The organism is Micromonospora sp. 050-3 (assembly GCF_046549335.1).
Lineage (GTDB): Bacteria > Actinomycetota > Actinomycetes > Mycobacteriales > Micromonosporaceae > Micromonospora > Micromonospora trifolii.
Genome location: NZ_JAJPVX010000001.1, coordinates 2,933,468 through 2,949,071 on the forward strand (window position 1 = coordinate 2,933,468; position 15,604 = coordinate 2,949,071).

General features: G+C 71.0%; 17 protein-coding genes. 9 read left to right on the forward strand and 8 right to left on the reverse strand.

Going from position 1 to position 15,604, the window contains the following annotated elements; genetic code table 11:
• Positions 1 to 128: 128 nt before the first annotated feature.
• From ACLJOK_RS13485 to ACLJOK_RS13500, 4 genes are all read left to right on the forward strand, one after another.
• Positions 129 to 1,166 carry an SMP-30/gluconolactonase/LRE family protein gene (locus ACLJOK_RS13485; protein WP_410818749.1) on the forward strand — a complete coding sequence of 346 codons (1,038 nt, stop codon included), beginning with the start codon at positions 129 to 131 and terminating at the stop codon, positions 1,164 to 1,166.
• A gap of 98 nt (positions 1,167 to 1,264) precedes the next feature.
• On the forward strand, positions 1,265 to 1,864 hold the full coding sequence (locus ACLJOK_RS13490) for a DUF4291 domain-containing protein (protein ID WP_410818750.1): 600 nt from the start codon (positions 1,265 to 1,267) through the stop codon (positions 1,862 to 1,864).
• Between the two features lie 67 nt (positions 1,865 to 1,931).
• Entirely contained in the window at positions 1,932 to 2,312 is a 381-nt protein-coding gene (locus ACLJOK_RS13495) for a VOC family protein (protein ID WP_410818752.1), read from the forward strand.
• A gap of 39 nt (positions 2,313 to 2,351) precedes the next feature.
• Positions 2,352 to 3,047, forward strand: coding sequence for an alpha/beta fold hydrolase (locus tag ACLJOK_RS13500; RefSeq protein ID WP_410818754.1), 696 nt, complete (start codon positions 2,352 to 2,354; stop codon positions 3,045 to 3,047).
• A 49-nt stretch (positions 3,048 to 3,096) separates the two neighbouring features.
• Here the strand turns inward: ACLJOK_RS13500 and ACLJOK_RS13505 are convergent, their stop codons facing one another.
• From ACLJOK_RS13505 to ACLJOK_RS13515, 3 genes are all read right to left on the reverse strand, one after another.
• On the reverse strand, positions 3,097 to 4,365 hold the full coding sequence (locus tag ACLJOK_RS13505) for an MFS transporter (protein ID WP_410818755.1): 1,269 nt from the start codon (positions 4,363 to 4,365) through the stop codon (positions 3,097 to 3,099).
• Positions 4,362 to 4,958 (reverse strand): ArsR/SmtB family transcription factor, encoded by a 597-nt coding sequence (locus ACLJOK_RS13510; RefSeq protein ID WP_410818757.1) that lies wholly within the window; start codon positions 4,956 to 4,958, stop codon positions 4,362 to 4,364. Before ACLJOK_RS13510 ends, ACLJOK_RS13505 begins: the two co-directional genes overlap by 4 nt.
• Positions 4,959 to 5,021: 63 nt before the next feature.
• The gene (locus ACLJOK_RS13515; protein ID WP_410818758.1) at positions 5,022 to 6,593 is read right to left on the reverse strand and encodes an LLM class flavin-dependent oxidoreductase; all 1,572 of its coding nucleotides are present in this window, start codon (positions 6,591 to 6,593) and stop codon (positions 5,022 to 5,024) included.
• A 113-nt stretch (positions 6,594 to 6,706) separates the two neighbouring features.
• Here ACLJOK_RS13515 and ACLJOK_RS13520 point away from each other — a divergent pair, with 113 nt between their 5' ends.
• Positions 6,707 to 7,309, forward strand: a complete 603-nt coding sequence (locus ACLJOK_RS13520; protein ID WP_410818760.1) for a MarR family winged helix-turn-helix transcriptional regulator — start codon at positions 6,707 to 6,709, stop codon at positions 7,307 to 7,309.
• A gap of 94 nt (positions 7,310 to 7,403) precedes the next feature.
• Here the strand turns inward: ACLJOK_RS13520 and ACLJOK_RS13525 are convergent, their stop codons facing one another.
• Both ACLJOK_RS13525 and ACLJOK_RS13530 read right to left on the reverse strand, forming a co-directional pair.
• Positions 7,404 to 8,915 (reverse strand): phosphoesterase, encoded by a 1,512-nt coding sequence (locus ACLJOK_RS13525; protein WP_410818762.1) that lies wholly within the window; start codon positions 8,913 to 8,915, stop codon positions 7,404 to 7,406.
• A 233-nt stretch (positions 8,916 to 9,148) separates the two neighbouring features.
• The gene (locus ACLJOK_RS13530; protein WP_410818764.1) at positions 9,149 to 9,811 is read right to left on the reverse strand and encodes a hypothetical protein; all 663 of its coding nucleotides are present in this window, start codon (positions 9,809 to 9,811) and stop codon (positions 9,149 to 9,151) included.
• Positions 9,812 to 10,230: 419 nt separating this feature from the next.
• On the opposite strand from ACLJOK_RS13530, the gene ACLJOK_RS13535 reads away from it, so the two are divergent.
• Entirely contained in the window at positions 10,231 to 11,193 is a 963-nt protein-coding gene (locus ACLJOK_RS13535; protein WP_410818766.1) for a helix-turn-helix transcriptional regulator, read from the forward strand.
• A 13-nt stretch (positions 11,194 to 11,206) separates the two neighbouring features.
• Here the strand turns inward: ACLJOK_RS13535 and ACLJOK_RS13540 are convergent, their stop codons facing one another.
• Positions 11,207 to 11,602 carry a winged helix-turn-helix transcriptional regulator gene (locus tag ACLJOK_RS13540; protein WP_196924914.1) on the reverse strand — a complete coding sequence of 132 codons (396 nt, stop codon included), beginning with the start codon at positions 11,600 to 11,602 and terminating at the stop codon, positions 11,207 to 11,209.
• Between the two features lie 96 nt (positions 11,603 to 11,698).
• Between ACLJOK_RS13540 and ACLJOK_RS13545 the strand changes: the two genes are divergently transcribed.
• Both ACLJOK_RS13545 and ACLJOK_RS13550 read left to right on the forward strand, forming a co-directional pair.
• Entirely contained in the window at positions 11,699 to 12,556 is an 858-nt protein-coding gene (locus tag ACLJOK_RS13545) for an SDR family oxidoreductase (protein ID WP_410818767.1), read from the forward strand.
• 180 nt (positions 12,557 to 12,736) lie between these two features.
• The gene (locus ACLJOK_RS13550; protein WP_410818768.1) at positions 12,737 to 13,201 is read left to right on the forward strand and encodes a GNAT family N-acetyltransferase; all 465 of its coding nucleotides are present in this window, start codon (positions 12,737 to 12,739) and stop codon (positions 13,199 to 13,201) included.
• A gap of 33 nt (positions 13,202 to 13,234) precedes the next feature.
• Here ACLJOK_RS13550 and ACLJOK_RS13555 read toward each other — a convergent pair whose 3' ends face one another.
• Both ACLJOK_RS13555 and ACLJOK_RS13560 read right to left on the reverse strand, forming a co-directional pair.
• Positions 13,235 to 13,594 (reverse strand): hypothetical protein, encoded by a 360-nt coding sequence (locus ACLJOK_RS13555; protein WP_410818770.1) that lies wholly within the window; start codon positions 13,592 to 13,594, stop codon positions 13,235 to 13,237.
• Between the two features lie 107 nt (positions 13,595 to 13,701).
• Complete coding sequence (locus ACLJOK_RS13560; RefSeq protein ID WP_410818772.1) at positions 13,702 to 14,388, reverse strand: TetR/AcrR family transcriptional regulator; 687 nt, start codon at positions 14,386 to 14,388, stop codon at positions 13,702 to 13,704.
• A gap of 219 nt (positions 14,389 to 14,607) precedes the next feature.
• On the opposite strand from ACLJOK_RS13560, the gene ACLJOK_RS13565 reads away from it, so the two are divergent.
• On the forward strand, positions 14,608 to 15,555 hold the full coding sequence (locus ACLJOK_RS13565) for an ion transporter (protein ID WP_410818773.1): 948 nt from the start codon (positions 14,608 to 14,610) through the stop codon (positions 15,553 to 15,555).
• Positions 15,556 to 15,604 lie beyond the last annotated feature (49 nt).

The following is a 15,604-nucleotide window of genomic DNA, read 5'->3' on the forward strand; positions in this document are numbered from 1 at the left end:
CTGCCGCCAGCGGGGTCCTGCGACCGGCGGTTTCGGTCGGCCTGCTCCGGGAATACCGCACCGGATGGCCGTATCCGTCGTCACCGGCTGGAAGCCGAGGTGCCGCCGGGCGGGTGAGGAGCAGGTCAATGTCGTCGCTGCCCACCGAGGAGGATCACCGGTTGACGCCGGTGCTCCAGGAAGACCGGGTGTGCACGGGCGTGACCACGCTGCGCGGGCGGGTGTTCCTGAGCTACCCGTCGGCGGATCGGCCCGGCGTGCAGGTGGTCGAGGCGCTGTCTGATGGCCGTCGTGTCCCGTACCCCGATACCGCGTGGAACCGCGCTGACCAGCCGCCGAGCGGGACGTTCGTGCACGTCAACGGGTTGCGCGCCGGCCCGGATGATCGCTTGTGGATCGTCGACTCGGGCGCGCCAGGGATCGGCGGCGCACAGGTCGCGGGCGGCGCTCGGCTGATAGCTGTCGACCCGGACGGCGACCGTGTGGAGCGGGTCTACCACCTCGACGAGGCGGTGCACCCGGGCAGCTACGTCGACGACGTCCGCTTCAACGGCCGGGTGGCGTACCTCAGCGACGCCGGAGCGGCCGGCCTCATCGTGCTCGACCTCGACTCGGGTCGGCCGAGACGGGTACTCGATGGGCATCCGAGCACGGCGGGCGGCCCGGTGCTCGCCGACGGTCGCGTGCTGCGTGACCCGGACGGCGCCGAGGTCCACCTGCACGTGGACCAGTTGGAGGTGTCGCCGGACGGTCGCTGGCTCTACTACCAGCCGGCCTCGGGCGGGATGTCCCGGATCGCCACCCGCTGGTTGGACGACCCGTCGATGTCCGCCGACGAACTGGCCCGGAGGGTCGCACGCTGGTGTGACACACCCAGCACCGGCGGCACGGCCATCGACGCCACCGGCACCATCTACCTCAGCGATCTGGAACGGCGGCGCGTCCTCGTCCTCGCGCCCGACCGCAGCGTGCGGACGCTCGTCGCCGACCCTCGACTGGCCTGGGTGGACGCGATGTGGCTCGACGCCGATGCCCGGCTCTGGATGCCGGCGGCCCAGTTGCACCTGACCGCCGGGCTCAACGGCGGGCGCCCGGCAGTCGACTATCCGGTCCGGATCTACCGGATACCGGTCGAGGCTGGGCCGCCCGCACGGGACCACGCCTGAGTGCCCGGTCCGCCAGCCGCCGGCTCGCACGGGTTTTCCCGGGCCCGGGTACGAAATTCCGGTGGAGACGGTGCGGTCCGACGGGTGAGGATCACACTATGTCCGTTCCCGCGCGTCAGATCCGTGCCCGTTACTCGGAAGACACGATCACCGTGTACCAGGCGTACCCACCGGAGATCGCGCTGCCGGCGGTGGCCGCCGGTCGCTTCGTGGCTCCGTTCAAGCGTGACCGGATGACCTGGATCAAGCCGTCGTTCCTGTGGATGATGTACCGCTGCGGTTGGGCCACCAAGCCCGGGCAGGAGCGCGTGCTGTCCATCGACATCACGCGGGAGGGCTTCGAGTGGGCGCTGGCGCGAGCCTGTCTGAGTCACTACGACCAGGGCTTGCACGGTGACCGGGCGACGTGGTCGCGGCAACTCAAGGCCAGCCCGGTACGGGTGCAGTGGGATCCGGAACGGACGCTGCACCTGAGCGCGTTGCCTTACCGGTCGTTGCAGGTCGGACTGTCCGGCGAAGCCGTCGCCCGGTACGTCGACGACTGGACGGTCAGCGTCACGGACATCACCTCCAGTGTCCACCGCGTACGGGAACTGGTGCGGGCCCATGACGTGCGGGCGGCCACGGACCACCTGCCGGCCGAACGAAGCTATCCGCTGCCGAGGCAGATTGCGGCCCACCTCGACGCCACCGGGTGAGCCCGCGCGGTCGACGGCCCTCGGGTGCATCGAGCAACACATCGACATTCTCGATATCCTGGGCGGCATGCACCGAAGCCGCGTGTACGCGCTGCTGATCGACACCCCCGAGGCGGAGGCGGCCCAGGCGGCGGAGTTCTGGTCGGCGGCGCTCGGCGTCAGCACCCGGTCCGTTCCGGCCGAGCCGCAGTTCGTCGGCCTGCACAAGGCACTGCCGGGGCTGGTCACCGCGGTCCAGGCTGTCGACGACACGCCGCGCTTCCACCTGGACATCGAGACCGACGACGTGCCGGCCGAGACCGGACGGTTGATGGCTCTGGGTGCCACCGAGGTGTCGCAGTGGCTGGAGTGCCGGATCCTGCGGGCACCCGGTGGCCACCTGCTCTGTGTGCTTCCGGTGGCGAGTCCGCCGGAGGTGTTCGCGGCCGAGGCCCGCACCTGGTCGTGACCCGCCGACCTGTCGCAGGTCGGCGTTAGGCTCCCGGCCATGGCTGAATTCGTGATGGTGGCGGGGGCGTGGCTGGGGTCGTGGGCGTGGGACGAGGTGGTGCCGCCCCTGCGGGCGGCGGGCCACGGCACGCACCCGCTGACCCTCTCCGGCCTCGCCGACCGGCGGGATGTGCCCGCCGGGCAGCAGACCCACGTGCAGGACATCGTCGACGAGATCGAGCGCGGTGACCTGCACGACGTGGTGCTGGTGGGGCACAGCTACTCGGGCATTCCGGTGGGTCAGGCCGCCGAGCGGATCGGTGACCGGTTGGCCCGGGTGGTCTTCGTGGACGCCGAGGTGCCGGTCGACGGCGGCTCGTTCGCCTCCGGCTGGTGGCAGGGCCAGGCGGCCTTCGAGGCGCAGATCGCCGACAACGACGGTTACTGGGCTCCGCTCGGCGCGGCCGACTTCGACGGTCAGGGTCTGACCGATGAGCAGATCGCGCGTCTGGTCGACGGTTCCACTCCGCACCCGGGTGCGACGCTGACCGAGCCGGCGGTGCTGAGCCGCCGACTGGGTGAGTTGCCGGCGACGTACGTCAAGTGCCTGCTCGACGGGCCTGAGCCCAACGACACGGTGGCGAAACTGCTGACCAGCGACCAGTGGCGACTGGTCACGATGGCCACTGGCCACTGGCCGATGTTCTCCCAGCCCGCCGAGCTGGCCCGGGTTCTGGTGGCGGAGGCCGGCTGACCGTCGCTGGCCGGGGCGGCAGAACCAGGCCAGCCGCGCCCCGCAGCCCTCAGGTCGCGTCGATGGTCTGGATGTGGCGCACCGGTGACGCGAGCAACCACAGCACGGCGAGCACGCCACCCAGGCCGGCGATGGCCAGGGTGGGCCGCAGCCCGATGGTGGTGCCCAACGCGCCGCCGACCAGCGCGCCGAGTGGTCGGATGCCGTAGTTGACGGCGCTGTAGGCACCGGCCCGGCGTCCTAGCGCGTCGGCGGGTGTCACGGCGATGAGGAGGGCGTTGAGGTTCACGTCCATCAGCATCACCCCGACGCTGGAGACCAGCTCGATGGCCGCCAGCATTGCCACCTTCGTCCAGGTGGGTCCGGACACCAGCGCGGTCAGCGCCAGCGGCGCGGGGAAGAGCACCGCGCCGATCATGGCGGTACGGCCCAGACCGATGGCGCGTGAGACCCGCGGCGCGAGCGCCGCGCCGATGAATCCGCCGATCGCGCCGAAGCCGAGGGCGATGCCGATCGCGCCGGCCGACAGGTCGAGTTCGCGGCTGGCGTAGAGCACCAGCAGCGCGCCGGCGATGAAGGTAAAGAAGTTGACAGTGCTGGTGCAGCCGAGGGCGGCCCGCAGGACCGGATGCCGCAGTACCAGCACGAGCCCTTCGCGGACCAGGCCGAGGGTGGACGTCCGACTCGGCGGCGGCGGGGGCTCGGTCACCGGGATGCGGCTGAGCAGTAGCGCGGAGCCGAGGAAGGAGACCGCGTCGACGACGATCGCGACCGGCGCGCTGAGCGCCTGGACGAGCCCACCGCCGACGGCCGGGCCGGCGATGAAGGAGAGCGATCGGCTCATGCTCATCTTGCTGTTCGCGTCCACGTACGCCGATCGCGGCACCAGGCCGACGAAGAACGCCTGACGCGCCATGGCGAAGAGCACCGCGCCGGAGCCGGTGAGCAGTGCCACCAGGTAGAGCTGGGTGAGGGTGATCGCGTCGAACAGGTAGGCCACGGGCAGGCTGAGCAGCACCGCGGCGCGGATCAGGTCCGCAATGATCAGCAGTCGCCGCTTGTGGGTGCGCTGGTCCACCCAGGCACCCAGGAACAGGCCCAGCAGGTTGGGCAGCCAGATCAGCGCGGTGAGGACGCTGACCTGCACGGGTGTGGCGGTGAGCAGGGTGACGGCGATCAGCGGTAGGGCCAGTTCGCTGATCCGATCGCCGAAGTGGGAGATCGTCTCGCTGATCCAGAAGGTGCGGAAGCGCCGGTCACGGTGCAGGGCAGGCGGGGGCCCGGCGTCGGTTTCGGTGGGGGCGTCGGTGGCGGTCATGACGCGGCCGGGTCGTCGTCGCCGGGCTCGGGCAGCAGGTAGCGCAGCATCCGGATGATCCGCGCGTCGGCCGGGGCCGACTCCTCCTTGCGCCGCACGTACGGGGCGATCAGCTCTTCAATCGACTCCTCGAGTTGCCGCAGTTCGTCGGCGGTGGCCACGAACCGGGTGTCGGCCATGCCGGCCAGCGCGCGCCACTCGGGGTCCAGTCGGGGCTCCTCATGCAGCAGCCATTGCTGGGGTGCGTCGGCGTTGCGGGCGAACATCTCACCGCGCAACTGTTGGGTCGCGGACTGCCCCTCGACGCTGTCGGGCGCGGTGAAGCGGAAGCCCCGGGCGGCGGCCTGCCACCAGCGTTCCCGCTTGCTGGTGGCGCCATCCCAGTCGGTGACCAGGCCGAACGTCGCGAGGTGCCGCAGGTGCCAGCTGACCACCGACGGTGTGGCACCGACGTGCGGCGAGAGGCCGGTGGCCGTGGCCGGGCCGTGGCGCTGAAGGTGCTCCAGGATCGCCAGTCGGACCGGGTGGGCCAATGCCCGCAGCGCCTGCGGCTCGGTGATCTCGAAATCCCCATACGGATTCTTGAGAGACATGTTTCGAGAGTAGTCTCTCAGATCGGATCGGGGCAATCCCGAGCCGCTGCGGCGGCGCGTTGATCAGGCGATGCCCAACCGCGCCAACGGCTCGACCAGTTCCCGCTCCTCGTAGCTCAGGTGCGACAGGAGAGCGTCGGTCAGCAGGTCCACCGCTGCCCGCAGCTCGGCGATGCCGCCCGGAGACCCGACGTACGCGACCAGGGCCCGATCGACACCCTCCAGCACGTCGTGGATGACGTGATGTTCCTGCTCCAGCCGGTCGACCACCGGGCCGAGCCGGGCGTCCCGCGCCCGCAACCGGGGGAAGAGCGACTGGTCCTCGATCGTGTGGTGGGTGGTGACGATGCGGCAGTACGACTCGCAGTAGACGCCGAGGGTCCACCGGTTCTGCCGCATCGTCATCGTGTTGATGTGGGACCGGGCCGCGCCGGCGTCGATCTCGCCGGCCGCCACCTGCTCGATCAGGTCGTGAATCTGGGCCAGCTCGGCGCGCAGTCCGTCGTGGATCTGCACGAGGTGCGCGCCGGTAGCCTGCTCCTGCGGGGTGTAGGTGCGCTCCGGGTCGGGCGCGGGCCCGGTCGGCCGGGCCGACTCGTCCCACACCTGCTGCTCGCTTCGCCGTACGCCGTCGTCCGGGGTGGGCACCACTGCGAACGCGCCGCCGGTCGCGGTAGCGCGGCTCGCCCGGACCGGCGGCGCAACGACCGGCTCCGGCTCCGGCGTACGCTCCGGAGCCGCGCCCCGGTCACGTTCGGCGGCGACCAGCTCGCGGACGGCCGGGGCCACCTCGCCGGCGAAGCGGCGCAGGTCGTCGGGGTCGTCGCTGCCCAGGATGAAGGTGCCGACGCCCTCCCCCAGTGCCAGCTCGGCCAGTTCCTCGGCCCACTGCTCGGCGGGCCCGTTCAGCGAGGCGCGCCCGACTGTCGAGAACTCTCCGGCGATGTTGAGCAGCCGACGCACGTCCTGCGGGGACCGGCCGGCCTGCTGCGCGGCGTCGTCGATGATCGCGTTGCCCTTGGTCAGATCACCGGGTTGGAGGTAGCCCAGCGTGGGCAGCCAACCGTCGGCCCGACGACCGGTGAGCTGGAGCATCCGGGGCTTGTACGCGCCCAGCCAGATCGGCACCGCGTGAGCCGGAGCGGGGCCACGCTTGGCGCCCACCACCCGGTAGAACTCGCCGTCGACCCGCACTCCGCCGCGCGTCTCGACGTCCCAGAGCTGACGGACGACCTCGATGGCCTCCTCCAGCGCTCGTACGCCCTGGCCGGGGGTCAGCCGCCTGCCGCCCATCGCCTCGATGGCATCCCAGAACGCCCCCGCCCCGAGGCCGAGGCTGACCCGGCCGCCGCTGAGCAGGTCCAGGCTCGCCACACTGCGGGCGAGGACCGCCGGCGGGCGCAGTGGCAGGTTCGTCACGTTCGCCGCCAGGTGCACCCGGCTGGTGCGGGCCGCCACGAAGCTCAGCAGCGTCCAGGTGTCGAGGAACGCCGGCTGGTACGGGTGATCCTGGAAGGTGACCAGGTCCAACCCGACCTGCTCGGCCAGGACGGCGACGCCGACCGCACGGTCCGGATTGTCAGCGCTGGGCGTGACGAAGGAGCCGAAGACCAGGTCGTGGCCGTAGTCGCTCATCTGCGAGCCTCCCGATTCCCCGACGCCTCGGGCGATGCGTCGTGACCTCAACCTTATGCCACGCAGAACATCTTGTGCCAACAAGGTCTGCCTCGCTGCGGTATTGTCGGGGGATGACGGGTGCCTCTCACCGGCCGGACCGGCCCGATCCGCTCGACGACGACCTGGGCTGGATGCTCGGGATCGTCTTCCGCGGCTACGTCCGGGCGGCCGAACACGCGCTCGCCGACTTCCCCGGTGGTCCGCGCGGCTACCAACTGCTCACCGCGGCCTGTAACGGGCCGGCCCGCAACCAGGGCGCGATCGCCGAGGAGATCGGCATCGACCGCACCGTCCTCACGTACCTGATCGATGACCTGGAGCGGCCCGGGTTCGTGGCCCGGCGCGCGGACCCGACCGACCGGCGCAACCGGCTGGTCGAGGTCACCGACGCCGGCCGTGCCGCCTGGGAACAGCGGCGGTTGACACTGCGGCAGGTCGAGTCGCATCTGCTGGGGGCACTCACGCCGACCGAGTCGGCGACGCTGCGGTCACTGCTCCAAAAAGTCGCCTGCTCAGCCCAGGCGGTGGACCCGTTGCGCGACCTCTGCGAGGTGGTGACACAGGTGCAGGCCGACCCGGCGCCGGCGGCACCCGCTGCGCGCCGGACCGGCGCCGCGGCGACGCGGAGCGGGCGAACCGCCACCCCCCGAGCCCGCCGTAGCAGGCCCGACTGACCTGCGGATACAGCGGTGCGGGCCCGCCCCGCACCACCCGACGTCGTCCGTCGAGCAGTGCCGGGCAGACCCGCGATGTCGCTACCGCACTCGGTCAGCGCACGTGCACGAAGACCGGGTTCGAGTAGAACCACAGGTCGTCCCACGGGCTCTCCAGCCCGTCGGCGAGCGGCTCGGCCTCGTCGGTGCTGGTGCCGCGCACCCGCGCGTAGGTGTCCGCCTCGACATTGCGCAGGGTGTGCCGGATGACGTAGCTGTCGCCCTGCCGACGCCAGTCCCGCGGGCCGAACCGGGCCGCCACCTTCGTGGTGGGGTTGGTGTCGGCGTCCAGGCTGGCGCTCGGGCCGGTGATCTGGCCGACGATCAGGTCGACCCGGCGGACCTCGGGCCGGTCGCCGTTCGCGTTCGCCCCACCCAGCGGGCGGAACGTGATCTCGATCTCGACATCGGTACGGCTACGACGGCTCACCGTGATCGTCTCGCCCACCTCGACGGTCCTGCCCTGCGACGTGGCGGTGACGTCGAGGCTGCGGATCAGGTCACCGGTGGTGACCCAGATCCGGCCGTTGCGCAGGCCGTCCATGATGTCGCCGTAGTCCTGGCGGGCGTGCACGTACGTCTTGCTGTACTCGCCCGGCCAGAAGTCGGAGCCACCGCGGGTCCAGTGCACGTGCGAGTCCGAGGTCGCGGTGATCCACCAGCGCCGGCCCTCGCCGAGCAGTGAGTCCCACAGGCCACCGACCCGGGCGGTCATCTGGTCGAAGCCGCCGTAGGTGGGGTGGTTGCCGTAGCCGCCCCGCTTGCCACCGTTGAGCGGGCCAGCCTGGTGACCGGGGGCGCCCTCGAAGCCGATGTAGACGTCCGGCGCGGCGTTGTTGCCGTTGCGGAACTCGCGCGGGGTGTCCTGGCCGTAGACGCCGAGACCGGGCGCCGAACGGGACGCATGGTGGGCGATCACCAGCGGCTTGTGCGGCATGCCTCGGGCGACCTTGAGGAACTCCACCATCTTGGCCTCGGTGTCGCGGGCCGGGTCGGTGGGGAACGCGTCGTACTTGGCGAACCGGCTCTCCAGCTCGAAGAGCTGCTTCGCCTCGTCCTCGTGGCGCGGGATCATCAGCGTGTGGTGGTCCAGCGAGGGCGCGTCGAACTCCATGCCCCAGAACTGGAGCACCTCGGGGACCAGCTTGCGGGACCGCAGCAGGTCGGGGTATGCCTGCTCGATGTTCACCTTCGAGTGGGTGGGTCCACCGTGGTCGGTGCACATCGCCCAGGTCAGGCCGAAGTTCTTCGCCATGATGGCGTTGGTGACGATCGGGTAGACCGCGTCCGCGCCCTTGTGGAAGACGATCGGGGACTTCGTGGTGTCGAACTCGCCGCTGTACTCGGAGTGGATGTGGTGGTCGCCCGCACGCCACGCCCGGTTCTTGGAGTTACCCCGGTCGGTCTTGTTGTCGTCACCCGGCCGACGATCCTCGTCGGCCCACGCCGCGCCGGCGCCGACCAGTGGGCTGGCCGCGGCCAGCGTCGCGCCCACGCCCGCGTACTTGACCAGCTTGCGCCGGGACAGCTGCGCGTGCTCGGCCTCTTCGGGATGCTTGTCTCTCACGTGAGAGCCTCTCCTCGATCAAGCGAATGCTCTTTCGATCAAGGAGCCTCGGAGAAGGCGGTGAACACCCGCCGTACGCAACTGGTGCGCACGATGAACACCCTGCCCCGACCCGCGCGAAGCGTCGGGCGGGCAGCAGGAAGTCACCACGTGATCGCGCAGTGTCCAGTCGGGACCGGCCTCGGCCGGGCCAGGTCAGGGCGTTCGCCGACGGTGCCGCGCCGACGGCCCGGTCAGATCCGGGCGCGCGGCAGCCAGCCCAGGAATCGGAGCCGGACCCGGGGCAACGGCAACGTGGGCAGGTCCTGAGCGGCGGCGACGAGGCAGGAGCCGAGATAGACCGCGAGGGAGGCGCGCGCGCCACCGAACTCGGCGAGCAGTTGGCTCTGCTTGGTGGCGCAGGGCCACTCGCGGCCGCATCCGGTGCAGGTCCAGCTCGGCGGGTTGGGGAGGTGCTCCGGCAGCTTGGCGCGGCGGTACCGACCGACGACGCTGTTGTCCGCGCGCACGTCGCGTCGCCGTGCCGCGGGGCCTTCGTTGCGGTGGGCCACCGGACGGGCACCGGGCAGGTAGCGCCCGACGGTGCCGAAGAGCACCCCGACGCGGATCAGGGCGTCCGGTCCGACGTGCTGGGTCAGCAACGCGGTCATCAGGTAGTGCCCCAGCAGGTCGAAGGCGTCACGGTGCAGACCAAGGTCGCGGCAGAGGTCGACGAAGTCCGGCGTGGTCAGTGGCACCCGGTCGTCGAGTGCGCGGCGCAGCACCTCACGCAGCCCACGCCCGAGCCTCTCCAGCGCGTCCCCCTCGCCCAGGCCCAGGCTGTCCTCGTCCGCCACCCGGGCCAGCGCCTCGGCGGCGGCCAGCCGAACGATGCGGTCAGGATCGGTACTGTCCAACGCTTCCCCCTCGGTGGGTCGGCCCCCCGGCAGTGACCCGGTCGTCCTCCGACGAATCATGAACAAGATTTCGCTGTCGGCCACGCGGGTGGCTAGGACAGCAGACGTACAGCCATTGGCGCGCTAGCCGGAAAACGAAGTCGAGCTGCCGACACGTCACAGTGATTCGCGGGACGCACGTCAGTGATTGTCGTAGGGTGACATTCCCATCTACAGATATTGCGTTTTAGAATCGATGAATCGTCGGACCAGATCCGACACGCTCCACCGGTCGCTGCCGTCCCGCTCGCGACGTTCCATCCCACCGCACCGCCGGCCAACGATGTGCCGGGTCACCGCCGAGCACCCCGGCACGTCCCGAACCTGCCGTCGGCACCGTTCCAGCACCCGGCGGCACCTCCACCGGACGGAGACAGCGGATGACGTCATCGCCAGTGCAGACCCACCAGTTCGACAGCCGTGACCCGGCGGTCATCCAGGAATTCCTGTCCGCCACGTACGACCCGAAACTGCGCATTCAGAGCCGGAACGGGTACCGGCTCACCCACCACCGCGTCGACACCGGCCCCTTCGCCATCGCGACCACCCGCCAGACCGGGCACCTCGAGATCGATGCCAGCACCCTCGGCGGGCTGGTCATCGGTCGGACCCGCACCGCCCACGTCGATCGCTCCTGCGCCGGATCGGCCCACCGGTTCGGCCCCGGTGAGGTCTTCCTCGTCACCAGGCCCCAGGAGCCGTGCACCGTCAACTGGCATCCCGGTGAGGTGGAACTCTGCGTGCTGGACCTGTCGGTGTTGGCGCAGGTGGCCACCACCGCGCCGGCCCGCCGGCCCGGTCGGATCGAGTTCACCGAGTTGGGCGCCGCCAGCGCGACCCTCGCCCGGCAGTGGCGCAACACCACCAGCTTCGTCCGCGACGTCGTGTTGAACAGCCCGCCCGCCGGGGCACAGACACTGGTGATCGGCAACGCCGCCCGGATGCTGGCCGCGGCGGCGCTCGCGGTCTTCCCCAACACCGCGTTCACCGAACCGACCGCCATGGACCGGAACGACGCCACCACCGCCACGCTGCGCCGGGCGATCGCCTTTCTGGAGGAGCACGCCGACCGGGACATCAGCGCGGCCGACATCGCCGGCGCCGCCGGCGTCTCCCTCCGGGCGGTGCAACTCGCCTTCCGCCGCCACCTCGGCACCACCCCGATGGCCTACCTGCGTCGGGTACGGCTCGTCCGGGCACACCACGACCTGGTACGCGCCGACCCGCGCCAGGAGACGGTCTCGGCGATCGCCAGTCGGTGGGGGTTCGCCAGCCACAGCAGGTTCACCGCGCGATACCACGCCAGCTTTGGTGTGCCGCCGCGGGAGACGCTGAACACCTGAGACAGGCCGCGAGTCAGCCCCGGTCGCGCTCGCGGCTGTCGCGGGCGGTCTGCAACTCGGGCACCGAGGCCTCCAGCAGATCGGCGAGGCCACGCAGTTGCTCGGCGACCCGGGCACCGAGCGGGGTCAGCGAGTATTCGACGCGCGGCGGGATCGCGGTGAGCACCTCGCGGGTGAGCATTCCGTCGCGTTCGAGGGTCTGCAGGGTCTGGGAGAGCATCCGCTCGCTGACCCCGTCGATGCGGCGACGCAGCGCGTTGAACCGGTAGCGGCCCTCACCGAGCGCCAACAGGGCCAGCGAGGCCCACTTCGAGGTGACGTCCTCGAAGGCCGCACGGGAGGTGCACCCCCGGGCGAAGACATCGCTGACGAATTCCTGGGTAGGCCCCGCCGGGTCCTGGGCCGGCATGTCGCTCACCTCACCAGCCTATCCCACGCCGCATCTCGGTTAGTACTGTAGATTCGTAAGTGCTTACTAGTTTGCCCCTACCCTCCGGAGGTTCCCATGCCCACCTATGCCGTCACCGGCGCCACCGGCCGGCTCGGCCGCCTGGTGATCGAGCAGTTGCTCGACAGCGGCGTACCCGCCACCGAGATCGCCGCCATCGTCCGCAGCCCGGAGAAGGCCGCCGCCCTGGCCGCGCGCGGGGTCGAGATCCGCAAGGCCAGCTACGACGACCCATCGACGCTGCCCGGCGCCGTGGCCGGCGTACGCCGCCTGCTGCTCATCTCCGGCGACACTCCCGGTCAGCGCGTCGCGCAGCACACAGCGGTCATCGACGCCGCCAAGCTCGCCGGGGTGGAGCGTCTCGTCTACACCAGCATCCTCAAGGCCGACACCACGGCGAACCCGCTCGCGCCGGAGCACAAGGCCACCGAGGAGGTCCTCGCCGCGTCCGGTCTGAGCTACACCGTGCTGCGCAACAGCTGGTACACCGAGAACTACACCGACCAGCTGCCGCAGTACCTGGGGTCCGGCACGATCCTCGGCGCCACCGGCGGCAGCAAGATCTCCGCCGCGACCCGGGCCGACTACGCGGGGGCGGCCGTGGCCGCGCTGACCCGCGAGGAGGACGGCAACGCCGTCTACGAACTGGGCGGCACCGCGTTCACCTTCGACGAGCTGGCCGAGGCCGTCACCGAGGCGACCGGCACCACAGTCGTCCACCAGGACATGTCCGCCGCCGAGCTGGCCTCGGCCCTGGAGAACGTCGGCCTCGACGCGGGCACCGCCGGTTTCGTCGCCGCGCTCGACCACTCGATCGCCAACGGCGAGCTGGCGACCGACAGCGACGACCTCAGCCGGTTGCTCGGCCGACCGAGCACCCCGCTGCGCGACGCCATCAAGGCCGCGCGGGCCTGACCGGGTTCATCGCCGAAGCGGGCGGCGGGACCCCGGTCCCCGCCGCCCCGCCACGCGGTGAAGCCGCAGACGTATTGTCGACGGCATGGTGAGGCACGTCGATGACAAGCTCTCCCGGCCCGGCGGGCCGCCAGGTCGGCACGCCGGGCGGTTCGATTTGGACACTCCGGCGTCGACCCGGTGAGCGGCGGCGACTTCGTCGTCCGCGCCGCCGTAGCGCAGGACGACCCCGAGCTGGTCTTCGACGTGCTGTGGCAACTCGCTCCCGACGACGCGCGGCCGGCCACCGCCCGGCTCGCCGCCGCCTGGAGCGACCTGCACGCCCAAGCTGGCCGCCGCCTCCTGCTGGCCGCCGCCGGGGACACCTTCGTGGGCACGCTGGACACCCTCGTCGCCCCCAACCTCACCCACGGCGCGCGACCGTACATGGTGGTGGAGAACGTGGTGGTCGCACCCGGATGGCGCCGTCGTGGGGTCGCCCGGGCCCTCATGCTGGCGGCGCTCGATGAGGCGACCGCGGCCGGCTGCTACAAGGTCCAACTGGTGTCGAACGCGGCGCGTACCGACGCCCACCGGTTCTACGCGTCCATCGGGTTCACGCAGTCCGCTCTCGGTTACCGCCGGTACCTCACCACTGCGACGTGACACCGGGTGCGGGCACTCCCGCGTCCCGGCCGACTACTCCGCCTCGTCCTGCTCTTCGGTGAGCTCGGCCAGTACGTCAGCCGCGTCCCGGTTCCCGCCGTCGGCGAGCCGCCGAAGTTCACCAACGTCCGCCCGCTCGGCGGCCAACTCGACGAGTTGGTCGGCGGCGTCCCGGTCGCCCCGGTCGGCGAGGCGCCGCAGCTCGTTCGTGTCGCCGAGTTCGGTGGCGAGTTCGACCAGTTGGGCCGCCGCGTCGGCGTTGCCGTCCTCGGCCAGCTGCCGCAGCTCGGCGAGGTCACCCCGCTCCCCCGCGAGCTCGACGAGCTGGTCGACCGCGTCCCGGTCACCGTCCTTGGCCCGTTGGCGCAGGTCGGCAAGATCAGGGTCGGACATCGCGCACCTCTCCGCAGTTGGCGCGGGGTCGTCTGGTCCCGCTCACCATCGAGAACCTAGTCGAGGTGCAGGGAGAAACGGCAGAAACCACCTGTCCGCCGAGGCAATCAGCCCTCCTCGGTCGACTCCGCTAGCAGCAGGCCGGTCAGCAGACTGCGCAGGGTCCGCTCGACGAGGTCCGCCCGGGGCGCCGGCCCCGGGGGCTGACTGAACGCCGCGACCAGGTGCGGGTACGCCGCGAGGTCCACCCCGGCGAAGCTGAACGCCCCGGCGGCGGACTCGCGGCGGGCGAAGAGGCTCACCACGCCTGTCATCATCGCGATGGCCTCGAACTTGGCGGCGACGGGGCAGCGCACGGGTTCCAGGATCCGAATGCAGTTGTCGAACCAGGCCAGGCTCTGCGGGCCGATGCCGGAGGGCCGGTGAATCACGTCGAGCAGCCACGGGTGGGCGCCGAACAGTGCCAACTGCCGGCGCCCCAGCAGCACCATCGTCTCCAACCAGTCCCCCTCCACCTGCGGGTACGGGCGCAGCTCCCCCACGGCCCGGTCGGTCATCAGGTCCAGCAGGTCGTCGCGGGACGACAGGTAGCGGTAGAGGGATCCGGCGCCGGTGCCGAGAGCGGCGGCCACGGCGCGCATTGACACCGCGGCCAGGCCTTCGGTGTCGGCCAGGGCGATGGCTGCCACGACGATGGCGTCCCGGCTGTGCGCCGGAGCGGGGCCGCGGCTGCCGCGTTCGGGCCTGCTCCAGATCGGCTGCCGGTCGGGGCCGTCCGCGGCTGTGTCACTCACTGATCTACTGTAAACTGCAAACGTCGTTCGCGATTTGTGTCGTCGCCGGAGAATCGCGCCGAGGCGCAGCGAAACAGTCACGCTGCACGGATGCCGCGGTCGCCCAGCGTCGTTGATCTTGGCTAGGCTGGTGGGCATGCCCGCACACCAGCCGCACCGCCACGACGACGGCCGGAGGTGGGCCCCGGCCCCGGCGCGCCTCACCGAGCCGGCCCGCTGGTGAGTGACGCGCCCGTGCCCGCCCAGCGGGGTGGCCCGTCCACACCACCGCGGCACCGCTCGGGTTGGACCGACCGTTGCGACCAGCTCGCCCGGTCACGGCCCTTCGAGATCGCCATCGTCGTGGTCATCCTCGCCAACGGCATCGTTCTCGGCCTGGAGACGTACGACGACCTGAGCCCCGCGGGCACCGCGCTGCACGGGCTGGAGCTGTTCTTCCGGGCCGTCTTCGTCGTCGAGATCGCCGTCCGGCTGGCCGCCTACGGCAGACGCCCACAGGACTTCTTCCGGCACGGCTGGAACGTCTTCGACTTCGTGGTGATCGCGGCGATCTTCATCCCGGGCCTGCACGGCGACCCGGCGCTGCTGCGGGTCGTACGGGTCGCCCGCATGGTGCGCCTGGTGCGGTTCTCGCCAGGTCTGCGGACCATCGTCTCCGCGCTGTGGCGCAGCCTGCCGGGCGTCACCGGGTTCCTCGCCCTGGCCGTGGTGACGCTCTACGTGTACGGCATGGCCGGCTGGCTCATCTTCGGCAACAGGTATCCGGAGGAGTACGGCGACATCGGCCGGTCGCTGCTGACGTTGTTCGTGCTGTTGTCGCTGGAGACGCTGCCGGACCTCATCGAGCAGGGCATGGCGATCTCACCATGGACACTGCTCTACTACGTCAGCTACGTGGTCATCACCGTCAACCTGCTGCTCAACATCCTCATCGCGGTCATCGTGAACTCCATGGAGGAGGCCCGCCGGTTGGAGATGACCGAGCGACTGGCCCCCGGGTACGACGAGGACGGCGACGGCGTGCCGGACGAGGTGGACCGGATCGCGCTCACCCAGCGGCTGGACGACCTGCGGGCGGTCATCACCGAGTTGGAGCGCGAGCTGCGCATTGACCGGGACGACGGGCACGGCCGATCGCACCGGGACAACGCCCGCGCCAGACGGTAATCCGACGCTCGCGCTACGTCTTCGGGTTCGGATAGTGTCGACAGCGGTC